We start from the raw sequence: 24,130 nt of genomic DNA on the forward strand, positions 1-24,130 counted from the left end.
TCCCTACTTTGCGTAGGGATTGAGCTTCAAAAGCGCGATATCCGCCAATATATTGCCTAAAAGCGTCAAAAATGCAGTAATGATCATGATGCCCATAATAACCGGATAGTCTCTTGAAAGTGCGGCCTGATAAAAAAGAAGACCCATTCCATTGATGGAAAAGATCGATTCTAAAATAACGCTTCCTCCGATGATTCCTGGAAGAGACAAACCTAAAACGGTAACTATAGGGGGCTTTAGATTTGGCAGAACAAAGTTTTTTATGATGGTTTTTTGCGTAGCGCCACGGGCTTTTGCAAAAAAGATATAATCACTTTTTAAAATCTCGATTACAAGTGAACGTACATACTGCGTCAATGTTCCAAATCCCACAAAAATGACCACGAATACAGGCAATACCAGATGCCAAGCGATATCGAGATAATAATCGAGCCCCTCTTTTGGCTCCATAGAGTGAAGGCCCGCCAACGGAAAGAGCTGCAATTTCACGGAAAAAAAGATGATGAGCAAAAGTGCAAGATAAAAGGATGGCATAGAGAATGAAAGCAGTGAGAGTTGCTGAATCGCTCTGTCGAGCCATGAACCGCTTTTTAAAGCGGATTTGATACCCAAATAGAGTGATAGAAAAAAGATACAAATCATAGCGGTCAGATTGATCCCAAGTGTCACTCCGATTCGATCCATTATCTCGTCAATGACCGGTTTACCCGAAGCAAAAGAGATCCCAAAGTCAAAATGAAGCATCGCGCTAAGCCATGAGAGATATTGCTGCCAAAGAGGTTTATCAAGGCCATAAATAGATTTAAGATGCTCTAACGTCTCTTTTGTGATGTTTGGATTGAGTTCACCCGCACTGAAAAAAGAGTTGGGTGCAAGATGTATGGCAAAAAATGAGATGAGCGATATCAGAAGCATCATCCACACAAGGTAGAAGAGCTTACTGATAAGAAGTTTTCTCATTGAATTTTGTGAAGCGTATAGACTTTTCCGTCAAATCTGTCAGTAATATCTTCGATAGTGTTGGAATCAACAATTCTCAACTTTCGAATATCGCCACCAAATGTCAAAAATCCAAGTCTCGCACCCTCTCCGATGTTAACGGTAACAATCTTTTTGTTTTTGTCAACGTTTTCAACGATCCACTTACCCGTAATCGTTTTATAATTATGGCCAACTTTCATCTTGAATACTGCCTTATCGGATGTAAAACTATAACTTATGCCATCGCCGGACCATTTACCAAGCAAAGTTTTTACAAGTGGCTCATCTTTATACTTTTTATCCACTGCCGTTTGAAGTTTGTTCGCCGCTTCTATTTTGGAAGCTTCTACCTTTTCCCATGTTCCGTTTGGTTTGATGGCAATGGTTTGGGAACCTTTTTTGACAACCTTTACTTCTTGCCATGTACCGTCAGGTTTGAGTTCGATCACTTTCCCGTTATCGAGAGTGATGTAATTACCCGCAAACAATGTTGCTGCAATGAACAAAGTCGAGGCTATTTTTTTCATTGGAAGCCTTTGAGTAAATTTTAAAGATTATACAAAAGAGGAGTTTAAACGTTTTTGAAATGTTTCGGGCCAAAGCCCGAAAGTTAATTAGAAGTTGTAAGTTAGATATACTTGGATAGTGTTTACATCATCACTTGCAGAATCGATGTCAGTATAGATATATGCAAGTGTCGCATCAAGGCTACCGAAAGATTTGCTTGCTGTTACAGTGAATTCACTCATGCTATCATCAACAGTAGTTGTATCTACATCTGCGTATGTATAGTAAGCAGCAAAATCAGCTATATTTTCCATATTGTAAGAAGCATCAATATGGAAGGAATCAGCACCTGCTCGTCCTACCCATCCATAGTTCCACCATGCTTCTGTATATAGTTTTGTCTGTTGTCCCGCAACATTTGCAACTTGTACGGCTCCATCTTCATCTGCTGATGAGTAAGATGCTGAAACATTGAGGTTTTCCATACCATAACCCACTTTGACTGCCCATGCTGAAGCATTATCAGCGCCTGTTGCCTCTGGGTCAATATTTGCGTACTGTACACCAAATGTAAGACCAGATGCAACTTCTTTAAGATCTACATCAGCCTGAAGCCACCATGCAGTTGCTAACTCTGCTACATTGTAATACCATACTTGTGCAGTCGTGTTTGGAATAGCTTTTGTAATAGCACCTACTGCATATGCTCCTTCATTTGCAAATGTTGTAAAAGGATCAGTAGATGCATTTGCAGTATTTACTATACCAGCATATGCACCAGATGTAGTTGCACCTAACATTCCTGCATTGTTTCCTTGGCCAATCCAAGCGCCAACAAGTGTTGTTTGAGGAAGATCATTGTTCAAAACTACAGCAGCATCAAAAGTATTTTTAGCTATTGACCATTTTTCAGTGAATGCCAAAGGTGTATCAATTTCTTGTCGTCCTAGTTTTTACTGTAGTGTTACCGATAGTTTTTGCTAGCCACGCTTCACTTACCCACCATTGATTTTGAGCATTACCTTCCCAAACATTACCAACTAAATTGTTCTCAAGGCCAAGAGTATCTAACATTGTCACAGCCAATTTAGCTTTAGCTCCATCACCAACATCAGCTGTTGCAGCTAAATCAAGAGCAACTTGACCTGCAGAGTTTGTTTGATCAAATAAATCATTATTTCCACTATCATTAGTTCCATAGTAAAGTTTCGCGTCTCCGCTAAATTTTACATTTTGTACATCAGCGAATGCACTTACGCCCAATGCTACGATCGCAGCAAGACTCAATTTTGCCAGTTTCATTCGTACTCCTTTTTCAAGTTTGATTTGTCAAAGGGTATTATATCGCCCTTATCCTTAAATTTAGATTATCTAATCTTTATTTTAAGCGATCCCAAAGTATACAGGTTTTGCCATCAATCTCTTCTACTTCTGCCAGTCCCATGATGTGATATCCAGCATCTACATAGTGTACTTCCCCTGTCACTCCGCTGGCAAGATCACTGAGTAGATACATCGCACTATTGCCCACTTCATCGATCGTAACGTTTTTTCGAAGGGGTGCGTTGACTTCGTTCCATTTGAGAATCGTTCGAAAATCACCTATTCCGCTTGCTGCCAGCGTCTTGATAGGTCCGGCGCTTACTGCATTGACGCGAATTCCTTGCGGGCCAAGGTCAGCTGCAAGATAGCGTACACTCGCCTCAAGGGCCGCTTTTGCTACACCCATGACATTATAGTGTGGAATGTATCGAACAGCTCCGAGATAGCTAAGCGTCAGTACGCTTCCCCCCTCATTCATATAAGGCAATACCGTCCGGGTGAGTTCCAAAAGAGAATAGACAGAGATATTCATGGCAATCTCAAAAGCCTCTTTACTCGTATTGACGAATCGCCCATCAAGAGCTTCTCTTGGCGCGAAGGCCACAGAATGCACCAAGAAATCAATCTTTCCAAAATCTATCTCGATAGACTTTTGAAGATTTTCAAAATGCTCCGGTTTACTGACATCAAGTTCATAGATTTTATCGCTTCCAAGTTCATTGGCAATCGGCTCTACCCTTTTTTTGATGGCATCATTGAGATAGGTAAAACCCAGTTCCGCACCCTCTCGATGACACGCTTTTGCTATGCCGTAGGCAATCGATTTGTTGTTTGCCACCCCTACGATCAGGCCCTTTTTCCCTTCCATCAAACCCATTATCTCATCTCCTTTGCTATTTCTATCATCTTTATAAAATTCTCTACATCCCAACTTGCCGTGCCGATAAGCGCTCCATCACATTTTGGTATGGAAAGTACCTCTTTGATATTTGCCGGTTTCACACTGCCACCATATAGAAGTGGAGCATCTGTCAGTGATGCAAGATAAGCCAAAACCTCTTCTATCTCTTCCGGTTTTGCAGCAACTCCCGTACCGATAGCCCATACAGGTTCATAGGCGATAACGAAATTTTCATAAGCTGTATCGATACCTTCAAGCTGACTTTGTAAAAGCTCTCGAATTGCTTCAAAACCTTTTTTTCTCGTTTGAAGGGTCTCCCCAAGACAGTAGTAGATCGTAAAACCCCGTTCCTTATAGAATGCAAACTTTCTTGCAATCATCTCTTGTGATTCGTAAAATATATGTCTTCGCTCACTATGTCCCAGAAGAACGGTTTCAATGCCAAATTCTTGAAGTTGCTGCAACCCTATTTCGCCTGTAAAAGAGCCGTGTTCGGCAGCGTATGCATTTTGCGCTCCAATATCTGCAAACGTTTCATACTGATCAAGAGCAGTTGCAGGAGGAAATACGGCTATATCGATATCTGTTTGCTTTCCATATGCATTGAGCCTCTCGATATACGCTTTCGTCGAAGCTCTAGTGTGATTCATCTTGAAGTTTGCTGCAAGTATCATGACGCACCTACTTCCAACGCTTTGATACCTGGAAGCTCTTTTCCTTCCAAAAGTTCAAGGCTCGCTCCACCACCAGTTGAAATAAATGTCATCTCATCCACTACGCCAGCTTTACTGATCAAACTTGCCGTATCTCCACCTCCGATGATCTTGGTCGCAAAGCTTTCTGCCACGAAATTGGCCAGTTTTATACTACCTCGCGCAAATTTATCGATCTCAAAAACCCCCATCGGACCATTCCATATGATCGTTTGCACCTCATCGAGTGCTTCTTTAAAGAGTCTCGTGGAGGCCGGGCCGATATCAAGCCCCATCCATGTCTTTGGAATCTCTTGGAAGGTAACATATTTTACCGGGGCGTTTGGATCAAGTTCGGGTGCCACGACAAAATCGACAGGAAGATAAAGCTTCACTCCGTTATTTTTGGCTTGATTTAAAATATTTTTCGCTTCTTCTATCAAATCATCCTCTACCAAACTTTTCCCCACCTCGTATCCCAAAGCTTTCAAAAAGGTAAAAGCCATCGCTCCACCGATGATCAGCTTGTCCACTTTTGGCAAAAGATTGATCAAAGCGCCGAGTTTTCCTGAAACCTTGCTTCCACCTACAATCGCCATAAACGGTCTTGTGGGGTTTTCCAAAATTTTATAGAGATATTTGATCTCTTTCAAAAGCAAAAATCCTGCCGCTTTATGATCTTGATCGTAAAATCGTGTGATAGCTTCCACAGATGCATGGGCTCTATGGCTAACACCAAAGGCATCATTGACATAAAACTCTCCAAACTGACTCAGTTTTTTCGCAAACTCCTCATCATTTTTCGTCTCGCCCGGCTCAAAACGAAGATTTTCAAGGAGTAAAATTTCACCGGGTTGAAGTTTGGTAAATTTCGCTTTTGCATCTTCACCCACTACATCTTGGGCCATAATGATATCTTGTTTCAAAAGGGTATGGAGCCTTTTCGCAACAGGCTTCAAAGAGTACTTTTCATCAAATCCTTTCGGTCGTCCAAGATGGCTCCCAAGGACTATTTTGCAGTCATTATCGAGGCAGTAGCGAATTGTCGGGAGGGCTTCTCTGATTCTTCTATCGTCTGTAATGTTGCCATACTCATCCAATGGAACATTAAAATCGCAACGGATAAATACAGAATTGCCGGGTTTGAGATCGAGATCTTTAATCGATTTTATGTTCATGATACTCCTTTGTTATAAAGTGCGCCATATCCAAAAGGCGATTGGCATATCCCCATTCATTGTCATACCAGCTCATGACTTTTACCATATCAGCGCCTATGACCTGGGTAAGATCCAGGGCTACGATACTGCTAAAGCTTTTCCCCACCACATCTTGCGAAACCATGAAAGAATCATCGACTCCCAGTATCCCTTTCATTGCTCCTTGTGACGCTTCGATAAAAAGCTCGTTTAGCTCCTCTTTCGTTGTACTTTTTTTGAGATGGAGATCCAGATCCATCAACGACACATCAGGCACTGGGACCCGAACGCTTCTTCCATGGAGTCTGCCTTGTAAATTTGGCAAAACCCTATGGATCGCTTTTGCAGCTCCTGTCGTCGTAGGCACCATATTCACAGCAGCTGCACGGGATCGTCTGATATCTCGTTTATGGTCGCTGTCAAGAAGATTTTGATCAATCGTATAGCTATGAATCGTTGTCATGAGCCCTTTTTCAATGCCATAGGCTTCATCGATCAACTTTGCAATTGGAGCGAGGCAATTGGTGGTGCAGCTTGCATTGGAGATGATCTCTTCGCCCTTGTAGTCTTGATGATTGACTCCATATACAAAGGTGGCCGTCTCATCTGTTGCAGGAGCTGAGATAATCACTTTTTTTGCATAGCGAAGATGCTTTGAAACAAGATCGCTGCTTAAAAATCGGCCGGTCGATTCGATAAGGACATCTACCTGTGGGAAGGGAATCTCTTTTGGTGATGAAGCGTGGGAAACAAAAACCTCTTTTCCATCAATCCTGAGTCTCTTTTCATTTAAAGCCTCTACGGCGTAAGCAAATGGGCCATGGACGGAATCGTATTGCAAAAGATATGCCATCATTGACGTATCCATCAAATCGTTGATGGCCACAAGTTCAAACTCCTCTCTTTGGAAAAGATTCCTTGCTACTGCTCTTCCGATACGCCCAAAACCGTTGATCCCTATGCGTACAGCCATTCACCACCTTCAAAAAATTTGATAGATTTTAACGAAAATTAACTATAATTTGGGTTAAATGAATAAGGTTAAAAAATGAAAATAGCAATTTTTGGTGGGAGTTTCGATCCACCCCATAAAGGTCATATAGCAATTGTAAAAAGGGCCCTTGAAGAACTGGATATAGACTATGTGATCATTGTTCCAACTTATCTCAATCCTTTCAAAACATCTTTTCAAGCTTCTCCATCGCTTCGTTTACGATGGCTAAGAAAGATATTTTTGCCCTATAACCGAGTCAAAATTTGCGACTATGAAGTCCGAAAAGGTCGACCGACCTATGCCATAGAGACGGTGGAGTTTTTACGCAGAAAATATGCTCCAAAAAAGCTTTATTACATCATAGGAAGCGACAATCTCCCGACGCTTCACAAATGGCACAAATATCAAAAACTATCCCATCTTGTACAGTTCGTCGTCGCAACAAGAAAAGGGTACAAAGTACCCAAAAAGTATAAAATGATAGAGGTCCATGAAGATATCAGTTCTACTGAACTAAGAATTCATCCGAAAAAACGCTATTTGCCACCAATAGTGGCAGAAGAGATTATTCGTTTTTACCGCTCATAAGCTCTTTTAAAAAATCTTCAATGCGATATTTTTGCCGATATGCATCGGTCATAAGATGAATGAGGATATCGCCAAGATCGATGACAATCCACTCCTCCCCCTCCTGCACCTTCAAAAACTCCTCACCTTCAGGTTTCAGTTTCTCTTTGAGGTGATCCAGAAGTGCCGCTGTATGCCTGTCGCTTAGAGATGTTCCCACAATCACACGATCGACAAAATAGTCTCCTTTGGAAGTATCGATAATCTCGACATTCTCCCCTTTTTTATCTTCGATCACCTCTTTAATGCGTTTTGCTCTTTTTTCGATTCCCACGCTACATCCTTTTTTTCGCTTCGATTCCAAGCAGTCTCAATCCAACTCGTATGGAAAGAGCTACCACCAAAAAAAGTTTGAGATAGCGGTCTTCATATTCTGAACCGATCACTTTATGCTTGTTGTAAAAACTGTGAAACTGGGCTGCAAGAGCCTTGAGGTAATCGGTCAGACGTTGCAGCTCTCTTTTTGCGAAGGCATCTTCGATAATTTCTGGCAAAATCAACGCTTCGAACAAAAGATCTTTCGCATCCTCATTGAGATCTTTCAATGGCGTATCGATCACTTCCCCTGCACTCTTACCGGCTTTTTCCAAAACAGAGTTGATTCTCGCGTGAGCATAATTGATGTAGTATACAGGATTGGAAGCATCCTCTTTTTTGAGCATATCCACATCAAACTCCAGATGGGTATCGGCCTTTTTACTTAAAAACATAAATTTCAAGGCATCCGCCCCAATCTCTTCCACTACCTCGCTCATCAGAATAAAGTTTCCGGCACGCTTGCTCATCTTGTATGGTTCACCACCTTTGAGCAAAGAGACCATCTGCGCCAGCAGTACTTCCAATTTGTCTGGATCAAATCCCAAAAATTTTATAGCCGCTTTCACTCTTGCGATATATCCATGATGATCCGCTCCCCAGATATTGATATAGCGATCAAAGCCCCGTTTGAATTTGTCATAGTGGTAGATGATATCTCCGGCTAGATAGGTTGGTCTACCATCTTCACGAACGACGACTCTATCTTTTTCGTCTCCATATTCACTCGATTTGAGCCATACTTTGCTATCTTTTTCATACACGGCATCATGCTCTTTGAGTATGGCAAAAACCTCATCCCATTTCTCATATAACGCTTTCTCGCTGACAAAGTGGTCAAACTTGATATCGACTGCAGCCAAATTGGAAACGATCAGTTCCATCATCTTCTCTTTGCCCCATTCGCTGAGCTTGTCTATCAAGGATTCGTCACTAAAAGCCTCTTTGCCAAACTCCTCTATTGCCTCTTTTGCCAAATCCTTGATGTAATCACCCCGGTAGTACTCCTGGGGCCACTGCACCTCCTGGCCCAGTTCCTCTTTGGCTGCAAGATAGATAGATAGCCCAAGAAGATAGATCTGGTTACCTGCATCGTTGATATAGTACTCTTTGACGATCTCATTGCCCAGATGTTTTCCCAACCTCGAAAGAGCTTCACCAAGCACGGCTCCTCTGGCATGACCTATGTGCAAAGGACCCGTAGGATTTGCACTGACAAATTCGAGTAAAATAGTTTCTCCCTGCTCGTCTTTGCCAAATTCCGATTCGTTTTTGAGTGCCCATGTCGCATACTCATCCAAGAAAGATTCACTCAGTTTGAAATTGACATACCCTTTGATAGGCTCCACCTTCTCAAAGATAGAACTGCTTTCGAAGGATTTGGCCAATTCATCGGCAATTTGCATAGGGGATCTTCGAAGCTCTTTGGCTAAAGAAAAAGCGATCGGCGTCGCATAGTGTCCAAACTGTCTATCTCTTGGTTTTTCAAGGATTATACTCTTATCACTCAGTTTTGAAAGTTCTGACTGAACTCTTTTTTTCAATGGCAAGTCCTTTGAATAAGAGGGAGTTCCCTCTTACGCTTTTGTAGTATCTTGATCTGCAGTCGTTTTTGTAGTGGAAGCAGTGGTTTTCTCTTCAATCTCTTTTTTATTCTCTGTAGCAACCTCTTCCTCATCCTCTTTCATCGCTTTTTTGAAATTTTTGATTCCGCTTCCCAACCCTTTTGCCAGTTCTGGAATCTTTTTTGCTCCAAACAGTAGTACAACGATCAACAAAATGATCAGAAGTTCCGGCATACTTGGCATACCCATACGTACTCCTTCAATAGATTATGTAAAATAATACACAAACTTTCTTAATATGAGGTTTAAAGCCCTGGCTAATCAGTTTTTCTCCACTGCTCGATAAAAGCCTCGATCTCTTCGTTATCTCGTCTTAGTCTAGCCGCTTTTGCAATTGCCAAAATTAGCTCTTTGGATTGTTCCAACTTTTCATTGATCAAGATAAAATCAAATTGTGGCATCCACTCCATCTCTTTGAGAGCGTTTTGCAACCGTTTTTGTATCGTCTCTTCATCATCTGTCCCTCGGGTCTCCAGGCGAATACGCAACTCCCTCATTGTCGGCGTCGTTACAAACACCGATGTCACCAAAGAAGAAAACTGGCTTTTTTTGATAGAATCGAATCCCTGGACATCGATATCGAAAAGGACAAGTTTCCCCTCTTCTACCGCCTGTTTCACAGGTCGCAAAGAGGTACCGTAGTAGTTGCCGTGTACATTGGCCCATTCCAAAAACATTCCGGCTTCTATCTCTTTTTCAAACTCCTCTTTCGAGACGAAATAGTAATCTTTCCCATCAACTTCACCGGGACGTTTCGGACGGGTAGTCGTAGAAATGCTAAAATAGACATCAGGAATATGCTCTACAATCGTTTTAATAAGCGTACTCTTTCCCGCTCCACTTGGACCTGAAATGACAAGTAAGGCACCTTTTTGAAACATGCTCACTCTTTTGGAAAAGATATTTTGATTGTGATATCGAGCTGCATACCATCGAGCAGCGCCTTGAGTGAAGGCACGGACATTTTTTCCATATTTTGGCTAAGAGCTTTGACTTCTTCCTCCCGATTTTTTGGCTCTTCTATCTTTTCATGAGTAGTGAACTCTTCATGAGAAGAGGTGTCATAAGATGCAGTATCCTCCATGGATGTTTCGTGTGTTTCCACTTCTTCTGGCTCACTCTCCTCTTGGGTCACTTGCGTGAGTTCTTCGGCAATATTCGTCAATATATCTTCAGCACTCTCTTCTTGAAGAGGTTCTTCATCATTCTGGTCAAGAAGTTCATTGACTTTTTTCACCTCTTCCTCATCCAAAACACCGCTTTTTTCCATTGTCTCTTCTACAAATGGGGGCTCCTCTTCCTCCTCTTCTACTTCCACTAACGGCTCTTCACGCTCAACTGGCTGTATTGTCGGGATTTCAGAAACTTCTTCCTCTCCTTGCATTGATTCTTCTGCAGGTATTTCCTCTTGGGCTTCTTCCTCTACAGATACTTCTTCAGGCTCCTCTTCTTCAGTAGTTTGCGCCTCCAAAACCTCTTCTTCGGATAGAGGTACTTCTTGCTCTTGTTCGCCTGTGTGCATAATCTCTTGCTGGACTTTGCGAAGCAGCTCTACAAGATCTGTCGGCAAGAAAGGTTTGGGTAGAACGAAGTCGAACTGAACTTCAAAATTTTTCGCATTGGAAGCAATAATGCCGATCTTTTTGTAATCAATCTTCTCTTTGATAAGTTCCAAAAGATTTTCATCATACAGATCATCATCAATAATGACAACTTCATATGTTCCGCTGGGAATCTCATTGACATTTTCTATACTTTCAAGTTCGTAACCGGCTTTTGGAACACCGATGTTCATCATTCTGTTGACGACGGGATTGTTATTGATAAGTAGAAGCTTCATTCTCTCTCCCAGACAGGCTTTTGCATAATTTTATAATCTTTTTGCTTTAATATTATTAATTTTTGCAAAGGATCGTTATGCGTTTTTTGATCATTCTGTTTTTGGGTCTATCGCTCTATGCTCAATCGCTCTATTTTCTTCCTTTCGAAGCTAAAGCGGCCAAGATAGAACTCTTACGAAAAATTGATCATGCCAATCATGAAATAACCGTTGCTATATACAGCTTTACGCACAAAACCATAGCAAAACATCTCAAAAAGGCCGCAAAAAGAGGTGTACATGTTCTCATTATAGCGGATGAAGAGCAAAACACGAACAACCCCTACTCGCAAATAGGCTATCTACAAAAATATAAAAATATCGATGTCTATACGATCAAAGGAAAATATAACAAAAAAAGAGACTACTTTGGGAAAATGCATATGAAGTTGGCCATCATAGATCAAAAATGGCTCATATTTGGTTCAGCTAACTGGAGCTATTCTGCATTTAGCAAAAATTATGAAATGCTGTACTTTGTGAAAGATTACGCTTTGGCCAAAAAGGCGAAGAAGATGTTTGAAAGAGTGCTCCGCAAAGCGAAGCCCTACTGATATTAGCGAAGCTCTTTGATTCGAGCCGCTTTTCCTTTTCTTTCTCGCAAATAGTAGAGTTTGCTTCTTCGAACACGTCCTCTTCGAACAACCTTGATATCTTTGATACTATCGCTGTAAAGAGGGAAAATTCTCTCAACACCGATATTGTTCGCTCCAATTTTTCGAACGGTAAATGTCTTTCCTGTTCCTTCTCCTCGAATCGCGATACATACACCTTCAAAGTTCTGGATTCTTGTTTTGTCGCCCTCTTTGATCTCTACCGCTACTCGTACTGTATCACCCGCTTTGAATTCAGGTACACTTTTTTGCTCAAGCTGAGCTTTTTCGAAATGCTCGATATATCTATTTCTCATCCTCTATCCTTTTATCGGGTCTGTAGTATTTCGTTCTCAGACGTGCCAACTGGTATTTTAAGGCGCTAATTTTACTATGGTTTCCCTTTAAAAACTCTTTAATGACTGCTTTACCTTTGAAAACATCTGGCTTCGTGAACGAAGGCGCTTCCAAAAGATCCCCCTCAAAGCTCTCCTCTTCCAAAGATGCACTATTGCCTAGGACTCCAGGGATATTGCGGACTATCGCATCACTCATCACCAAAGAAGCCAGCTCACCACCGGTCAGTATAAAATCACCAATGCTAAAAACCTCATCCGCATAGATTTCGATAAGTCGCTCATCAAATCCTTCGTACCGCCCATTGACAAAAACAATATGTTTTTTATGCGCCAGCCGCTTTGCATCTTTTTGGGTAAATCTTTTGGCTACGGGAGTAGTAAAGACAACCCAACTCTCTTTCTTTTTAATGAATTCCAAAGCATCGGCAATGGGTCTGGGCTCAAGCAGCATTCCCGCACCACCACCTATTTTATAACGATCCACTTTTTTATGTTTATTATGACTAAATGCTCTATAATCGATAAACTCTATTTCAAAAAGCTTTTTTTCTAAAGCCCGCTTTAAAATGGAATCTTCAAAATAGCAACGCATTAGATTTGGGAAAAGCGTAAGATAGGTAATCTTCATGAAGCTTCTAGGATATCTTGTGCACCTTTGGTATCGATCCTTTTTTGATCAAGATGCACATCTTCGATAAACATATCCAAAAAAGGAATTAAAAAGGATTTTGCTTTTTTCATATCTACAAAACTCTTATCCGTTTCAACCAAAAGATAATCACCAGCAGGGAGCCTTTGAATATCGACAACCTTTCCTAGCCTTTTTCCCTCTTCAAAAACGTCACATCCTAAAATATCGAACCAAAAGTACTCATCTTCTCCAAGAGGAAAGCTCTTTTTTGTCGTCTCTTCATCACTGTAAAGATAGGCGTTAGTATACTTTTTCGCTTCATCCACTGAATCGATACCTTGAAATTTCACGGTACCTCGAGCGGGATTGACAGATTCAATCGTTAAAGAGCCTCGATCACTCTCAAAAGTGGACCCTTTTTGAAACTGCTCAGGAAAATCGGTAAGAATATGGAGTTTCATATCTCCATGGAGACCAACGGTTCTTCCCAATCGCGCAACCGTGAGTTTTTTCACGTTTACTCCTTGGGTTGAACGTTGACTTTGTAGCTTACTCCATCTTTTGCTTTGCAGCCGGATATTACCGTTTTGATGGCACCGATCATTTTGCCCTCTTTTCCGATAATCTTACCGGCATCGGCTTTATTTGCATAGATCGTGATCTGGGCATATGTTTCATTGACCTGATCCACGACTACTTCTATATCCTCGGGATGGTTTGCCAAGAGCTTGGCATACTCCCGAATAAAATCTTGTACCATCTTACTTTCCAGAGAGTTTTTTGACCCGTTCACTCATTTTGGCGCCTACGCCAAGCCAGTAGTTCAATCGCTCTTCATCGATTTTTACAGTTACAGGATCTGTCAATGGGTTGTAATAACCGATACTTTCGATCCAGCCACTGTCTCGTCTTTTTCTACTGTCTGTTACAACGATTCTGTAAAAAGGTCGTTTTTTTCTTCCAAAACGTGCCAGTCTTATAACTACCATCTACTAATTCTCCTTTTTTTGATTGGTATATTTTAACCACTTCACACCGTGATGTAAAGTGGATAAAACATCACCGAATTGGTGGCATGCCTCCACCACCCATCTGTTTCATCATGTTTTGAATATCTTGCATTCCTTTTTTACCAGCAAACTTTTTGGCAAATTTCGCTGCGTTGTTGAACTGTTTCAAGATTTTGTTCACTTCTTGCGGACTCAGCCCAGCTCCCTGGGCAATTCGTTTTTTTCTTGAGTTGTTTTTCAAAATGAGATCCGGATCTTTGCGCTCTTTCGGTGTCATGGAGTTGATCATCGCTTTGATCTTTTTGATCTCTTTTGAGTTCTCAAGATCCAAATCTTTAATGGCTTTTGCCATATTTCCCATACCTGGGATCATAGAGATAAGACTTTTGAGACTTCCCATCTTTTTAATAGACTCTAACTGCTCGAGGAAATCTTCAAAGTTGAATTTCCCTTTCGCGATCTTTTTACTGATCTTTTTGGCCTGTTTCTCATCGATAACGGCAGCCGTTTTTTCTGCCAAAGATTCGATATCACCGGCCCCCATCAATCGATTCGTGATACGTTCAGGAATAAACACTTCTAGGTCTGGCATCTTTTCACCAGTCCCGATAAATCGTAAAGGCACACCAATTTGATGGGCAAGCGAAAGGGCTACGCCTCCTTTTGCATCCCCATCATACTTGGTCAAAATAACGCCGGTAATACCAACATCTTCATTGAATTTTGCTGCACTTCGAACGGCATCCTGACCGGTCAAAGAGTCTGCCACATAAAAAACTTCATCCGGATGAGCCGCTTCTTTAACCTTTTTGAGCTCCTCCATCAATGCTTCATCGATGGCAAGACGACCGGCCGTATCGATGATAACTACATCATAGAGTTTTTCGCGTGCCAGTTTCAAAGCATCATTCACTACTTTAACCGGATCTTTTTGGTCATCTTCACCAAAAAAATCCACTTCAATCTGGGATGCTATCTGTCGAAGCTGCTCCACAGCAGCAAGCCGTTGTAGATCGGCAGCTACCAAAAGAACTTTTTTCCCTCGCAGTTTGAGATAGTTTGCAAGTTTTCCGGAAGTAGTCGTTTTACCGCTTCCTTGAAGCCCAGTCATCAAAACGACTGTAGGAGGTTTTGATGCATAGACAAATCCCTGTTTTGCCCCAGGAGCTGTAAGGATTTCAGTTAGATTTTTTTGAAGCGCTTGCAAAAAAGTATCTCGCCCGATTCCAGCCGCTTTTGTATCGAGTTCAACTTTTTGAAGTAGTTCTTTTACGACTTTATGGTGCACATCGGATTTCAGTAGGCTCTTTTTCAGCTCGGTAAGCGCTTTTTTCAGTGCTTTTTCATCATCTTTGAAACGAATCTTTTTGATGGCACTGGTAAACGAGTTCGAAAGCGTTTCAAACAAATCTAACCCCTTTTTCTATTTGAGTGTGCAATTTTACTTAAAAATAGATTAATTTTAGCTAAATTTAATAAAAGTTATTGAATGTCAAAATCTTTCGGTTCAGGCGCTTCAAACTCATAATCAAAAAGTTTTATCCGCTTTGCATGGAGCATCATTCTTTTCCATGGTTTACCACCATACAGTGTATCTCCCAAAATGGGATGATCGGTTCTTGCTAAATGCACACGAATCTGGTGCGTCCTGCCTGTCTCGATAACCGCTTTGACTTTGCTTTTTTTGCCATGGATCTCCAATGGTTCCACATAGGTTTTTGCTGGTTTTCCCTTGGAAGCTGAGAGTCTCGATTTTGCTTTGCCATCTTTTTTGATTGTTAGTATCGGATAGTCAATTTCATAAGGTTCAGCGACAATGCCTTCCACCCATGCAACATACTCTTTATAGACTCTGCTTTTGCGAAACTCTTCGATCGCTTTTTTCCGAAAAGCTTCATTTTTGACTAGAAGAAGCACCCCGCTCGTCTCTTTATCAAGGCGATGCAGCAACTCGTACCCGCTATCCTCTTTGATCTCTTCACTTGTGATGTGGGCCGGCTTGTTGATGGCCAAAATCTTCTCATCTTCAAATAAAATTTCAGGTTTTTCTATTCTTTTGATACGAAACTTTGTATCGGTATCGATAAGACCTCTTGCGATAACAACCTTTTTATCTCCCACATATACAAGACCTCGATCGATCAGCTCTTTTGCTTTTTTGTTGGAGATGCCAAGTTGCTGGGCCAGGACCTTATAGGCTTTCTCTTTCATCCATTTCCTTTATACTAGATAGTACTGTTGAACTCATTGCGTCAGTTCTTTTATAAAATCGTCTATTTTTTTATTATATGGCATTACAATATGCTTTCGCTTACTCGTTTCCCCGCTTGCAAAAACGATATCACTCTTTGCTACTTTAAAGGTTTTACTTAAAAACTTCACAAGCTCTTTATTGGCGGCTCCCTCTACTGCTGGCGCTTTTATAGCAATTTTAAGCGAATCACCCAAAATTCCTGCAATTTTGTTTTTTGAGGCGTTTGGCTGTGCTTTGATAAACATATGCACTTGGTCATCTTCTATCTTATACCACACTTTTGATCCTTTCCACAAGAGGCTTCAGATCAATCTTTGCATTTATTGCAGTAGGCTCCCAGTTTTGCTTTAAAGCATCTCCAAGATTGTTTGGCTCAATTATTTTTATGCCATCAACATAACTGTAACTTTGAATGTGGTTGTGAAAATAGGGACCGCTAATAATAGGTTTATGAAAAAAGGCAGGCTCCAGTGGATTGTGTCCTCCGATGCCTTCTATGAAACTGCCTCCAAGTATCACAAGATCACTTACTGCATAGATATTGACAAGCTCTCCCAGTGTATCTACTAGTACTATATCACCCGTCAATGAAGGATTTTCACTGAATCTGTGATATGCAAGTCCCTCTCTTTTTGCGATATGTTCAAGCAGCTCATCCACCTCTTCAAAACGCTCCGGATGTCTGGGAACAACTACGAGTGTCGTTTTGTCCTTGAGATGCATCACCCATTCTGTAGCTATGATCTCCTCTTCTGGATCGTGCGTACTTGCCGCAACGACAACTGGCTTTTGCTTGGTATACTCTTTCGTCACTTTCGGTTTTTGCAAAAGTTTGATGTTTCCAAGTATCTCAATATGTTTTGCTCCAAGTTGCTTGAGTCGTAGAGCATCTTCATCACTTTGCGCATACACATAGTCGATATTTTCAAAAATCTTTTTATAAAACCAGGCAAATCGCTTGTACTTGGGAAAACTTCGCTCACTGATCCTGGCATTGATCAAGAATGTTACTGCACCTCTTTTCTTACTGAGATAAAAAAGCAGATACCAAAGCTCTGCCTCCATCACTACAAGTGCCGGCATGGGCCTTAGCCAAAACCAAAGTAGCGGCTCAAAAGGGAGATACCTGACATCTGCATTCGTATAACTCTTTGCTGCTTCAAATCCTGTTTGCGTAATGACGCTGATATTTGCTTTGTCAAACTCTCGTACCAGAGGCTCCAGCGCTTTCGTTTCACCGTAGCTACAGGCATGGAAATGAACCGTTTTTTTTAAAAAAGGAGGATTGTTTTTTAAAAAAAAACGAGCCGGAATGGAGTGGCAGTATTTATCCTTGAATTGTAAAAAAAGTAAAAATAGTAATGCAAGAAGATAAAGGATTATAGTAATGAACGTATAGATATAAGCAAACATTGCACAAAAAAGAGCCAAAGGCCCTTTTTACTCTTCTTCCTCTTCTAGATAGAGAATTCTTCCACAGTGTGGACAGCTCGTAATCTCTTCGCCTTTGATAACACTGGCATAGGTTTTGTCGTTTATTTTCATAAAGCAGCCCATACAAGCCTGTTTGCGTACCGGAACTACTGCCGTATTACCAGCCCATCGTCTGATTTTTTCATAAAAAACAAGAATCTGCTGAGGGATTTTGGAAACGAGTTCACTTTTTTGTTCAAAAAGAGCCTGCTGCTCTTTTTCCAGTTCTGCAAGTTCTGCATCCACTTCTTCTTTCACTTTTGCAAGGCGTTCTTCAACCTCTGTCAACTGCTCTTGCAAAGAGGTTTTTTCCTCCTCTTTTGTTTCACAGATATTTTCAAGTCTTGCTATCTCTTCATTGGCAAAGTTGATCTGCTCTTTTGCGATATCCTCTTCAAGCTGAATTGCTTTGAGCTCTTTTTCTGTCTTGACCTGAGCACTCTTTTTCTCTAGCTCTTCCAGTTTTTCACTCAGTTCTTTTAGATGCAGCTCATTTTTTCTCTTTTTGAGTTCACACTCTTTAATCTCTTCATCAATAGAAACTATGGCAGATTCGATCTGATTCTTTTCATCTTCGACCTGTTTGAGTCGTGCTTTGACCGCTTCTATTTTTGGTCCGAAATCATCGATCGCCTTATCGATCTTTGAAAGCTGCACAAGCTGCTTTATGTACTGTTCCATTCTACGCCTTTAGCGGATTTTTTATTGACGCAATTATAGCCTTAATTTGTGCTTTTTTCAATTCGTCCTGCAGACACTGGGCAAAATAGTGTTCACTCTCAAAGTGACCTATATCAATCATATTAATTCCCAAAATCTTCGCTTTCATGGCATCGTGATACTTGATATCACCGGTCAAAAAAAGATCAGCATCTACCATATCCAGTAGCCCGCCACCACTTCCGGTGGTAAGGGCTATTTTTTCTATATTCTCTTTTGCCTGCACATACCTTGGACACGTAAGGCCAAATCGATCTTTCACCCAGGAAAGAATTGCTTCGAAACTCCCCTGTTTTTCAAAATAGCAGATAAAATCTTCACACTTTGGCTCTACCTGCAAGACATGTTTTGCTACATATCTGTTGAGATGGGTTTTGTCAAAATTGGTATGCATCGATATCAAAGCGATATCTTTTTTGATGAGCCTTACAAGCAATTTTGCAGGATAGGCACTATACTCGATGGATGTGAGCTTGCCAAAAATCAGTGGATGATGAGTAATCAATAAACTTTTGGGAGGAAGTGTATCGATAAGTTCTTCATCCAAATCGATGCAAAGATATATATGCTCTATTGTTTGATCAAAATCTCCCACCTGTAAACCGGAATTGTCCCACTTCTCCTGAAGCTCAAAAGGAGAGATGGTATCAAGGATTTTATAGACCTCTTTAAGCCTCACTCAGCTCTCCAAGACTCTCTTTGTACACTTCGGCACACCCTTTTGCCAGTTCACGAACTTTCAAAATAAAATTTTGACGCTCTGTCACACTGATCGCTTTTCTCGCATCCAGTGTATTGAAAATATGGCTGGCCAACAGACAGTAGTCATATGCTGGAAGGGGTAGTTTTTCTTCCAAACAACGTTTGCACTCCCGGCTTGCATCTTCAAACCAGTCAAAAAGCATCTTCGTATCGGCCACTTCAAAGTTATAGCGACTATACTCAAACTCACCTCTTTTATGGACATCTGCATAGGTAACAATGTGGCCACCGTTTTTGCTCCAGACAATATCAAAAACGCTCTCCACCTCTTGCAGATACATCGCAAGACGCTCCGTTCCGTATGTGATCTCTACTGCAACCGGATCACACTCAAATCCACCAACTTGCTGAAAATAGGTAAACTGTGTCACTTCCATGCCATCGAGCCACACTTCCCAGCCAAGTCCCCAAGCTCCCAAAGTCGGACTCTCCCAATTATCTTCCACAAAGCGGATGTCATGCTTTCGCCAATCCAATCCCAAAGCTTCAAGACTTTTTAGATAAAGATCTTGGATGTTGTCTGGACTTGGCTTTATGAGAACCTGAAACTGATAATAGGCTCCAAGCCTATTTGGGTTTTCTCCATAGCGACCATCTGTCGGACGGCGGCTTGGCGCTACATACGCGGTAGCCCATGGCTTGGAGTCGAGTGATTTTAAAAAAGTGGCTGGATGAAAAGTCCCGGCACCGCTTGGAAAATCGTATGGCTGCACAATCGTACATCCCTGTTTTGCCCAAAAATCTTGCAGTTTTAAAAGAAGTTCGCTAAAAGTTATCATGAAAGCCCCAATTCCTTTTCGATTTTTGCTTGATCAAATCCACAAATCCATCGATTCCCAACAAGGACAACTGGCACACCTCTACATCCATGTCGCTGGCAATCTTGCGCCGCTTTTTGATCCTTGCTGATATCGATCTCTTTGAAACGAATCTGATGTTTTTTGAAAAACTGTTTCGCTCTTGTACACCAGACACATCCGGGACTGGTAAAAAGTACTACCCGTTTTTGCGTCTTTTTCTCAGCCATCTATCCCTCCTTTATATCGTATCTCCTTGAATACAGACAAGATCACCCACCTGTTTTCCAACCCTTTTTGCTACTACGTCACATTTGATCTTAAAAAGAAAAAAGAGTCTTGGATCTTTCACTCCATCCAGGCATTCAAAATTACCCATTCCTTTGGACAGAATCAAATCAACATTGTCAAAAATTGCTTTTGCTTCATTACTGGCTCGCTCCAAGCAAAAACCAGGTGTATCGACGCCGCTATCCACCACTGTACACACTTTATCCAAACCGGCTTCCAGTGCTTCATCCATTGTCACATCGTTGATGATAGGTTTACCTCTCACAAAATAGTAGATATCAAGATGGGAACAATGCTCTTTAAAAACTTCGATCATAATTTTATCAAAAAGATGCTCTGCTGTATTGTCCCCGATGACAAGTAAAGAAGATGCTTTACAAAGTCTTTGAGAAAAGGCTCTTTTGTCATCAATCGCAAAAGGTATATGAAAAATTTTTTTGATCTCTTCTTCTAAATCGAAACCATATTGCGTTGCAAAATCGATTACATTTCCTACAACAGCGGCTCGTAAGGCTGCATCCAATGGATCACTGCTTTTTCGAATTTGCTCTTTTGCAAAAGGAAGGAGTTTCTTGGCTTTTTGAATTGATTCCGTTTTTGCCTCTTTGTATAGATCCTCTTTATGTAAAAGCTTAGAAATCTTCGGATAAAGTATTGCAGCGGCTTCAGGTGGCGTCAAAGTAAAATCGAATTTTGCAATTTCTAAAGCTGCTGTGTCCAAAACATCTTTTGCACAAGTTTCATCACACTCCAAAACTTTAGTAACCCGTTGGGCCTGATTGAAAAGACATACCAAACAATCAGGCTTGAGTTGCATCGATGATCACTTCTACTTCGCTGGAATCCGCTTCCACTTTTTTCGCTTTGCTGAGTCGATCCTCTTCCAGTTTCGCTCGAAGCTCTTCATCATCGATCGCTAAGATCTGCATTGCTAAATAAGCAGCATTCACAGCACCTGCTTTCCCTACAGCAACGGTTGCAACAGGCATTCCTGCCGGCATCTGCACTGTGGAAAGCAATGCATCCATTCCATCCATAAAGCCACCTTTCATAGGTACACCTATAACCGGTTTCACTGTCAGTGATGCTACGACGCCTGCTAGGTGCGCAGCCATACCTGCGGCACAGATAAAGACTTTTGCTCCTTTTTTTTCAGCTTCACTCACATAACTTTTTGTTCTGTGGGGGCTTCTGTGAGCACTGGAAATGATCAGTTCATACTGCACACCAAACTTATCCAGTACGTTCGCACACTCTTTCATCACCTCATAATCGCTTTTACTGCCCATGATAATAGAAATAAATCGCATCTTTTCTCCTTACTTGATCGCCGCTTTTTTATAAGTATCGAGGTTGTCATTTGGTATATAGACACGATATTTTCGCATAACAAAACCTAAAAAATAGATAGAAGCATAGATTGTTATGCCAAATGAAAGAAGATTGGTACCTATGATAACACTTTTTTGCGAAAGCGCAAGCAATCCTCCCAAAAGCCCCATCAAAAAACCTATCAAAACATTTGCAAGCATAACCGAAACAAGAACGCGCCACTGCCATGACCACCATATCTTAAGAATCAACTTTCTTCCTTAAAAAAGTATATGCCGGAAGCGGGCAAGGGAGTTTCACAGGATTGACATTGCCACTGTGGATACACTCATACTCTTTGTTCGCCTCAATTTTATTGAGCTTCAACCACCATCTCCTCTCATTTTCAAAAACGGAACCTATCTCGTTGGAACATGGCTCCAATTTTGCTCCCTCAGGTGCAACGATTTCCAGTACATCCCCTTGACAAATTTTATCTTTTGTCAAAAAGTGAAGACCATCTTCCATGACTTCCGCTTTAACCTGGTGGGTGCCTTCACTGATGGAAGAATCAAGTTTTTGTGTACTACTCTTCTCATAAGGTCTGCTCACAAGGTAGCCGTCAGTGAATCCCCGATGCTTGGTGGTATGAAGTTCTGCTTGATACTTATCTGGTTCAAATGTGCCACTATAATAGTCATCAATTGCCATGCGATAGGCTTTTGTCGTAATTGCTGCATAATAATCACTCTTGGTTCGTCCCTCTATCTTTAAACTGTCAATGACACCGCTATCTAAAATCTCTTTTATGTGGCTTGCAAGATTGAGATCTTTTGCATTCATAATGTAGGTCCCTTCACCCTCTACCTCTTCCAGTTTAAACAGGGTTCCGGTTTCTGGATTTTCAGCATAGAGAGTATATTCAAAGCGGCAGTCATTGGCACAGCTTCCTCTGTTTGGCACGCGACCACTTTGTACTGAGCTAATTAAGCATCTGCCGCTATAGGCAAAGCACATACTGCCGTGTACGAAGATTTCCAGTTCCAATTCAGGTACTCGTTTTTTTATTTCCACTAAGTCCTTGAGGCTGATCTCACGGGCTGCGATGATACGACTCACCCCTAATTCATGATAAACCCCGGCATCCAAATAGTTCATCACATTTGCCTGAGTCGAAAGATGCAAAGGAATATGCGGTACTATCTCTTTACACAGCTTAATCACCCCAGGCGTACTGACGATAAAAGCGTCCGGACCAAGCTCAGCCATCGCTTCGATATGTTTGGCAAATAGTTTGATTTGGGAGTTAAAGGGAAAGCCGTTGATCGTTGCATACACTTTTTTGCCAAGACTATGGGCATATTCTATCCCCTCTTTGAAACTCTCCATATCAAACTCTTTGCCACTTCGGATTCGAAGGCTATAGTGGCTTACCCCTCCATACACTGCATCGGCTCCATAGGCAAAAGCAATTTTTAGCTTTTTGAGATTTCCAGCTGGGCTTAAAAGCTCCACTTTTTTACTCTTTTCCATTGTCCTCCAATAATCTCAACAGATGTTTGTATCCGGTCATTTTCGCATAATCACTCGCCGTTTTTTCAAAACTGTCTTTCACATCAGTATCAACTTTACACTCTTTGATCAGATACCTCGCAATCGGTTCATCCCCATACGCCATTGCGGCCATCAAAGGGGTAAATCCCGATTTTCTTTTTGTAGTGTTGGGATCGATTCCCGATTCAACCAAAAATCGGACAATATCGAGTCTTCCCTTCTTGATCGCATCGTCAATGAGTCCCACACCCTCTTCGTCAATCTCATAAATATCGGCTCCATGCTGAACGATCGTTTGAAAGATCTCAAGACTGGCACTATGTTTTATCGTAAACCGCAGTAGACTATCGCCATTTTCATTTTGTACACTTTTGACATCGTCAATCGATTCAAGCGCTTTTTTCACACTTACCAAACTATCTTTTTTTATCGCTTCAAATATATTCATTCCCCACCCCTCAAAAATACTATATAATTAAAAACTACTTAATTATAGCAAAAGGAAAACATTGCGAGTAGATTTACATAATCATACAAAACTTTGTAATCATGCAACAGGTGAAATAGAAGAGTACATCGATAAAGCGATCGAAAAAGGGATCGATATTTATGGATTTAGCGATCATGCTCCAATGAATTTTGATCAAAAATATCGTATGAGTCTAGAACAGGCAGATCTATACGAAAGAAAAATCCTTGAGGCAAAAGAAAATTATAAAGATCAAATCGAAATTCTTTTAGGCTACGAAGTCGATTTTTTACCAGGACTTATTGAAGATCGTATCATTCATGCCGATGTTGACTATCTGATAGGTTCGGTCCATTTTCTACCCAAAAAGCGAGGACATAAAGAGATTCTCATCCATCAAGATCTTTGGGGGTTTGACAATCCCGAATTTATCGGAGAATACAAAAACCAAGATATCGATACCATCTGGGAAGACTATTTCAACGCTATTGAGGCGTTGGCAAAATGCGGACTTTTCCAAATCGTTGGACACTTGGACTTAATCAAAGTATTTAACTTCAAACCGAAAAAAGATGTGCGTCTTATCGCCAAAAATGCTTTAAAAGCCATCAAAGAGAATGATTTGGTTCTTGAAATCAGTAGTGCAGGATTGCGTAAACCAGTAGGCGAACCATATCCAAGCAAAGAGCTTTTAGAAGAGGCTTACTCTCTTGATATCCCCATCACCTTCGCATCTGATGCCCATGCACCCGATCAAGTGGGATTCAAACTCGATGAAGTGATGCAAATGGCAAAAGAGATAGGCTATACAAAATGTACAGTTTTTAGAAAGAAAGAGCGTGAGTTGGTAGAGTTTTAATTTC

General features: G+C 41.2%; 34 protein-coding genes. 3 read left to right on the top strand and 31 right to left on the bottom strand.

Annotated elements, in window-relative coordinates:
- Window positions 1–3: 3 nt before the first annotated feature.
- The 8 genes from NIS_RS07930 to gap form a co-directional block, all read right to left on the bottom strand.
- Entirely contained in the window at window positions 4–960 is a 957-nt protein-coding gene (locus NIS_RS07930) for an ABC transporter permease (RefSeq protein WP_012082856.1), read from the bottom strand.
- Window positions 957–1,508 (bottom strand): DUF3157 family protein, encoded by a 552-nt coding sequence (locus NIS_RS07935; protein WP_041354062.1) that lies wholly within the window; start codon window positions 1,506–1,508, stop codon window positions 957–959. Before NIS_RS07935 ends, NIS_RS07930 begins: the two co-directional genes overlap by 4 nt.
- Window positions 1,509–1,595: 87 nt before the next feature.
- Window positions 1,596–2,411, bottom strand: coding sequence for a hypothetical protein (locus NIS_RS07940; protein WP_012082857.1), 816 nt, complete (start codon window positions 2,409–2,411; stop codon window positions 1,596–1,598).
- A gap of 7 nt (window positions 2,412–2,418) precedes the next feature.
- Entirely contained in the window at window positions 2,419–2,790 is a 372-nt protein-coding gene (locus tag NIS_RS07945; protein ID WP_012082858.1) for a hypothetical protein, read from the bottom strand.
- Between the two features lie 76 nt (window positions 2,791–2,866).
- Window positions 2,867–3,688: an enoyl-ACP reductase FabI gene (gene fabI / locus NIS_RS07950; protein ID WP_012082859.1), complete on the bottom strand. Its 822-nt coding sequence runs from the start codon at window positions 3,686–3,688 to the stop codon at window positions 2,867–2,869.
- Entirely contained in the window at window positions 3,688–4,386 is a 699-nt protein-coding gene (locus NIS_RS07955; RefSeq protein ID WP_012082860.1) for a triose-phosphate isomerase, read from the bottom strand. The genes fabI and NIS_RS07955 overlap by 1 nt, the downstream gene beginning before the upstream one ends.
- Window positions 4,383–5,585: a phosphoglycerate kinase gene (locus NIS_RS07960; RefSeq protein WP_041354063.1), complete on the bottom strand. Its 1,203-nt coding sequence runs from the start codon at window positions 5,583–5,585 to the stop codon at window positions 4,383–4,385. The genes NIS_RS07955 and NIS_RS07960 overlap by 4 nt, the downstream gene beginning before the upstream one ends.
- Window positions 5,563–6,576, bottom strand: coding sequence for a type I glyceraldehyde-3-phosphate dehydrogenase (gene gap / locus NIS_RS07965; RefSeq protein ID WP_012082862.1), 1,014 nt, complete (start codon window positions 6,574–6,576; stop codon window positions 5,563–5,565). The genes NIS_RS07960 and gap overlap by 23 nt, the downstream gene beginning before the upstream one ends.
- Window positions 6,577–6,651: 75 nt before the next feature.
- Between gap and nadD the strand changes: the two genes are divergently transcribed.
- The gene (gene nadD, locus NIS_RS07970; protein ID WP_012082863.1) at window positions 6,652–7,185 is read left to right on the top strand and encodes a nicotinate (nicotinamide) nucleotide adenylyltransferase; all 534 of its coding nucleotides are present in this window, start codon (window positions 6,652–6,654) and stop codon (window positions 7,183–7,185) included.
- Here nadD and rsfS read toward each other — a convergent pair.
- From rsfS to NIS_RS07995, 5 genes are all read right to left on the bottom strand, one after another.
- On the bottom strand, window positions 7,163–7,498 hold the full coding sequence (rsfS, locus tag NIS_RS07975) for a ribosome silencing factor (RefSeq protein WP_012082864.1): 336 nt from the start codon (window positions 7,496–7,498) through the stop codon (window positions 7,163–7,165). The genes nadD and rsfS overlap by 23 nt on opposite strands.
- A 1-nt stretch (window position 7,499) precedes the next feature.
- The gene (gene argS, locus NIS_RS07980) at window positions 7,500–9,083 is read right to left on the bottom strand and encodes an arginine--tRNA ligase (RefSeq protein ID WP_012082865.1); all 1,584 of its coding nucleotides are present in this window, start codon (window positions 9,081–9,083) and stop codon (window positions 7,500–7,502) included.
- 33 nt (window positions 9,084–9,116) lie between these two features.
- The gene (locus tag NIS_RS07985) at window positions 9,117–9,353 is read right to left on the bottom strand and encodes a twin-arginine translocase TatA/TatE family subunit (RefSeq protein WP_012082866.1); all 237 of its coding nucleotides are present in this window, start codon (window positions 9,351–9,353) and stop codon (window positions 9,117–9,119) included.
- 68 nt (window positions 9,354–9,421) lie between these two features.
- Window positions 9,422–10,045 (bottom strand): guanylate kinase, encoded by a 624-nt coding sequence (gene gmk, locus NIS_RS07990; protein WP_012082867.1) that lies wholly within the window; start codon window positions 10,043–10,045, stop codon window positions 9,422–9,424.
- 2 nt (window positions 10,046–10,047) lie between these two features.
- Window positions 10,048–11,004 (bottom strand): hypothetical protein, encoded by a 957-nt coding sequence (locus NIS_RS07995; protein ID WP_012082868.1) that lies wholly within the window; start codon window positions 11,002–11,004, stop codon window positions 10,048–10,050.
- Between the two features lie 77 nt (window positions 11,005–11,081).
- On the opposite strand from NIS_RS07995, the gene NIS_RS08000 reads away from it, so the two are divergent.
- Complete coding sequence (locus NIS_RS08000; RefSeq protein ID WP_012082869.1) at window positions 11,082–11,597, top strand: phospholipase D-like domain-containing protein; 516 nt, start codon at window positions 11,082–11,084, stop codon at window positions 11,595–11,597.
- Between the two features lie 2 nt (window positions 11,598–11,599).
- On the opposite strand, the gene rplS is transcribed toward NIS_RS08000, so the two are convergent.
- From rplS to NIS_RS10085, 18 genes are all read right to left on the bottom strand, one after another.
- Window positions 11,600–11,953, bottom strand: coding sequence for a 50S ribosomal protein L19 (gene rplS / locus NIS_RS08005; RefSeq protein WP_012082870.1), 354 nt, complete (start codon window positions 11,951–11,953; stop codon window positions 11,600–11,602).
- Entirely contained in the window at window positions 11,943–12,623 is a 681-nt protein-coding gene (gene trmD, locus NIS_RS08010; RefSeq protein ID WP_012082871.1) for a tRNA (guanosine(37)-N1)-methyltransferase TrmD, read from the bottom strand. Before trmD ends, rplS begins: the two co-directional genes overlap by 11 nt.
- Window positions 12,620–13,141, bottom strand: a complete 522-nt coding sequence (rimM, locus tag NIS_RS08015; RefSeq protein WP_012082872.1) for a ribosome maturation factor RimM — start codon at window positions 13,139–13,141, stop codon at window positions 12,620–12,622. Before rimM ends, trmD begins: the two co-directional genes overlap by 4 nt.
- Window positions 13,142–13,143: 2 nt before the next feature.
- Window positions 13,144–13,386, bottom strand: coding sequence for a KH domain-containing protein (locus NIS_RS08020; protein WP_012082873.1), 243 nt, complete (start codon window positions 13,384–13,386; stop codon window positions 13,144–13,146).
- A gap of 1 nt (window position 13,387) precedes the next feature.
- The gene (gene rpsP, locus NIS_RS08025) at window positions 13,388–13,615 is read right to left on the bottom strand and encodes a 30S ribosomal protein S16 (RefSeq protein ID WP_012082874.1); all 228 of its coding nucleotides are present in this window, start codon (window positions 13,613–13,615) and stop codon (window positions 13,388–13,390) included.
- Window positions 13,616–13,685: 70 nt separating this feature from the next.
- A complete protein-coding gene (gene ffh / locus NIS_RS08030; protein WP_012082875.1) occupies window positions 13,686–15,044 on the bottom strand; it encodes a signal recognition particle protein in 1,359 nt (452 codons plus the stop codon).
- A gap of 74 nt (window positions 15,045–15,118) precedes the next feature.
- Window positions 15,119–15,847 carry an RluA family pseudouridine synthase gene (locus NIS_RS08035; RefSeq protein WP_012082876.1) on the bottom strand — a complete coding sequence of 243 codons (729 nt, stop codon included), beginning with the start codon at window positions 15,845–15,847 and terminating at the stop codon, window positions 15,119–15,121.
- 33 nt (window positions 15,848–15,880) lie between these two features.
- Window positions 15,881–16,135: a DUF167 domain-containing protein gene (locus NIS_RS08040; RefSeq protein WP_041354337.1), complete on the bottom strand. Its 255-nt coding sequence runs from the start codon at window positions 16,133–16,135 to the stop codon at window positions 15,881–15,883.
- A gap of 22 nt (window positions 16,136–16,157) precedes the next feature.
- A complete protein-coding gene (waaA, locus tag NIS_RS08045) occupies window positions 16,158–17,321 on the bottom strand; it encodes a lipid IV(A) 3-deoxy-D-manno-octulosonic acid transferase (RefSeq protein ID WP_231852957.1) in 1,164 nt (387 codons plus the stop codon).
- Between the two features lie 9 nt (window positions 17,322–17,330).
- A complete protein-coding gene (locus NIS_RS08050; protein ID WP_012082879.1) occupies window positions 17,331–18,044 on the bottom strand; it encodes a zinc ribbon domain-containing protein in 714 nt (237 codons plus the stop codon).
- A gap of 1 nt (window position 18,045) precedes the next feature.
- On the bottom strand, window positions 18,046–18,762 hold the full coding sequence (locus NIS_RS08055; protein ID WP_012082880.1) for a Nif3-like dinuclear metal center hexameric protein: 717 nt from the start codon (window positions 18,760–18,762) through the stop codon (window positions 18,046–18,048).
- Complete coding sequence (gene glyQ / locus NIS_RS08060) at window positions 18,752–19,624, bottom strand: glycine--tRNA ligase subunit alpha (RefSeq protein ID WP_012082881.1); 873 nt, start codon at window positions 19,622–19,624, stop codon at window positions 18,752–18,754. The genes NIS_RS08055 and glyQ overlap by 11 nt, the downstream gene beginning before the upstream one ends.
- Window positions 19,621–19,872, bottom strand: coding sequence for a glutaredoxin family protein (locus NIS_RS08065; RefSeq protein WP_012082882.1), 252 nt, complete (start codon window positions 19,870–19,872; stop codon window positions 19,621–19,623). Before NIS_RS08065 ends, glyQ begins: the two co-directional genes overlap by 4 nt.
- 11 nt (window positions 19,873–19,883) lie before the next feature.
- Window positions 19,884–20,750 carry a damage-control phosphatase ARMT1 family protein gene (locus NIS_RS08070; RefSeq protein WP_012082883.1) on the bottom strand — a complete coding sequence of 289 codons (867 nt, stop codon included), beginning with the start codon at window positions 20,748–20,750 and terminating at the stop codon, window positions 19,884–19,886.
- Window positions 20,734–21,243, bottom strand: a complete 510-nt coding sequence (gene purE / locus NIS_RS08075; RefSeq protein ID WP_012082884.1) for a 5-(carboxyamino)imidazole ribonucleotide mutase — start codon at window positions 21,241–21,243, stop codon at window positions 20,734–20,736. Before purE ends, NIS_RS08070 begins: the two co-directional genes overlap by 17 nt.
- Before the next feature lie 9 nt (window positions 21,244–21,252).
- A complete protein-coding gene (locus NIS_RS08080) occupies window positions 21,253–21,516 on the bottom strand; it encodes a hypothetical protein (RefSeq protein WP_012082885.1) in 264 nt (87 codons plus the stop codon).
- Window positions 21,506–22,777, bottom strand: coding sequence for a peptidase U32 family protein (locus NIS_RS08085; RefSeq protein ID WP_041354064.1), 1,272 nt, complete (start codon window positions 22,775–22,777; stop codon window positions 21,506–21,508). Before NIS_RS08085 ends, NIS_RS08080 begins: the two co-directional genes overlap by 11 nt.
- On the bottom strand, window positions 22,764–23,246 hold the full coding sequence (locus NIS_RS10085) for an ankyrin repeat domain-containing protein (RefSeq protein ID WP_012082887.1): 483 nt from the start codon (window positions 23,244–23,246) through the stop codon (window positions 22,764–22,766). Before NIS_RS10085 ends, NIS_RS08085 begins: the two co-directional genes overlap by 14 nt.
- A 61-nt stretch (window positions 23,247–23,307) precedes the next feature.
- Here NIS_RS10085 and NIS_RS08095 point away from each other — a divergent pair, with 61 nt between their 5' ends.
- Window positions 23,308–24,126 carry a histidinol-phosphatase HisJ gene (locus tag NIS_RS08095; RefSeq protein WP_012082888.1) on the top strand — a complete coding sequence of 273 codons (819 nt, stop codon included), beginning with the start codon at window positions 23,308–23,310 and terminating at the stop codon, window positions 24,124–24,126.
- Window positions 24,127–24,130 lie beyond the last annotated feature (4 nt).

The sequence above is a fragment of the Nitratiruptor sp. SB155-2 genome (assembly GCF_000010325.1).
Lineage (GTDB): Bacteria > Campylobacterota > Campylobacteria > Campylobacterales > Nitratiruptoraceae > Nitratiruptor.

What these genes read in the sequence shown, in the direction of transcription:
- rplS (WP_012082870.1), bottom strand. Translation starts at nt 11,953, where the DNA reads ATGAGAAATAGATATATCGAGCATTTCGAAAAAGCTCAGCTTGAGCAA.
- NIS_RS08000 (WP_012082869.1), top strand. Translation starts at nt 11,082, where the DNA reads ATGCGTTTTTTGATCATTCTGTTTTTGGGTCTATCGCTCTATGCTCAA.
- NIS_RS08050 (WP_012082879.1), bottom strand. Translation starts at nt 18,044, where the DNA reads ATGGAACAGTACATAAAGCAGCTTGTGCAGCTTTCAAAGATCGATAAG.
- rpsP (WP_012082874.1), bottom strand. Translation starts at nt 13,615, where the DNA reads ATGGTAGTTATAAGACTGGCACGTTTTGGAAGAAAAAAACGACCTTTT.
- purE (WP_012082884.1), bottom strand. Translation starts at nt 21,243, where the DNA reads ATGCGATTTATTTCTATTATCATGGGCAGTAAAAGCGATTATGAGGTG.
- gmk (WP_012082867.1), bottom strand. Translation starts at nt 10,045, where the DNA reads ATGTTTCAAAAAGGTGCCTTACTTGTCATTTCAGGTCCAAGTGGAGCG.
- NIS_RS08020 (WP_012082873.1), bottom strand. Translation starts at nt 13,386, where the DNA reads ATGGTACAAGATTTTATTCGGGAGTATGCCAAGCTCTTGGCAAACCAT.
- NIS_RS10085 (WP_012082887.1), bottom strand. Translation starts at nt 23,246, where the DNA reads ATGAATATATTTGAAGCGATAAAAAAAGATAGTTTGGTAAGTGTGAAA.
- NIS_RS07935 (WP_041354062.1), bottom strand. Translation starts at nt 1,508, where the DNA reads ATGAAAAAAATAGCCTCGACTTTGTTCATTGCAGCAACATTGTTTGCG.
- NIS_RS07930 (WP_012082856.1), bottom strand. Translation starts at nt 960, where the DNA reads ATGAGAAAACTTCTTATCAGTAAGCTCTTCTACCTTGTGTGGATGATG.
- NIS_RS07945 (WP_012082858.1), bottom strand. Translation starts at nt 2,790, where the DNA reads ATGAAACTGGCAAAATTGAGTCTTGCTGCGATCGTAGCATTGGGCGTA.
- NIS_RS08065 (WP_012082882.1), bottom strand. Translation starts at nt 19,872, where the DNA reads ATGGCTGAGAAAAAGACGCAAAAACGGGTAGTACTTTTTACCAGTCCC.
- NIS_RS08070 (WP_012082883.1), bottom strand. Translation starts at nt 20,750, where the DNA reads ATGCAACTCAAGCCTGATTGTTTGGTATGTCTTTTCAATCAGGCCCAA.
- trmD (WP_012082871.1), bottom strand. Translation starts at nt 12,623, where the DNA reads ATGAAGATTACCTATCTTACGCTTTTCCCAAATCTAATGCGTTGCTAT.
- NIS_RS08085 (WP_041354064.1), bottom strand. Translation starts at nt 22,777, where the DNA reads ATGGAAAAGAGTAAAAAAGTGGAGCTTTTAAGCCCAGCTGGAAATCTC.
- glyQ (WP_012082881.1), bottom strand. Translation starts at nt 19,624, where the DNA reads ATGATAACTTTTAGCGAACTTCTTTTAAAACTGCAAGATTTTTGGGCA.
- NIS_RS07995 (WP_012082868.1), bottom strand. Translation starts at nt 11,004, where the DNA reads ATGAAGCTTCTACTTATCAATAACAATCCCGTCGTCAACAGAATGATG.
- NIS_RS07955 (WP_012082860.1), bottom strand. Translation starts at nt 4,386, where the DNA reads ATGATACTTGCAGCAAACTTCAAGATGAATCACACTAGAGCTTCGACG.
- NIS_RS07985 (WP_012082866.1), bottom strand. Translation starts at nt 9,353, where the DNA reads ATGGGTATGCCAAGTATGCCGGAACTTCTGATCATTTTGTTGATCGTT.
- NIS_RS08035 (WP_012082876.1), bottom strand. Translation starts at nt 15,847, where the DNA reads ATGAAAGAGAAAGCCTATAAGGTCCTGGCCCAGCAACTTGGCATCTCC.
- nadD (WP_012082863.1), top strand. Translation starts at nt 6,652, where the DNA reads ATGAAAATAGCAATTTTTGGTGGGAGTTTCGATCCACCCCATAAAGGT.
- gap (WP_012082862.1), bottom strand. Translation starts at nt 6,576, where the DNA reads ATGGCTGTACGCATAGGGATCAACGGTTTTGGGCGTATCGGAAGAGCA.
- NIS_RS08040 (WP_041354337.1), bottom strand. Translation starts at nt 16,135, where the DNA reads ATGTTTATCAAAGCACAGCCAAACGCCTCAAAAAACAAAATTGCAGGA.
- fabI (WP_012082859.1), bottom strand. Translation starts at nt 3,688, where the DNA reads ATGGGTTTGATGGAAGGGAAAAAGGGCCTGATCGTAGGGGTGGCAAAC.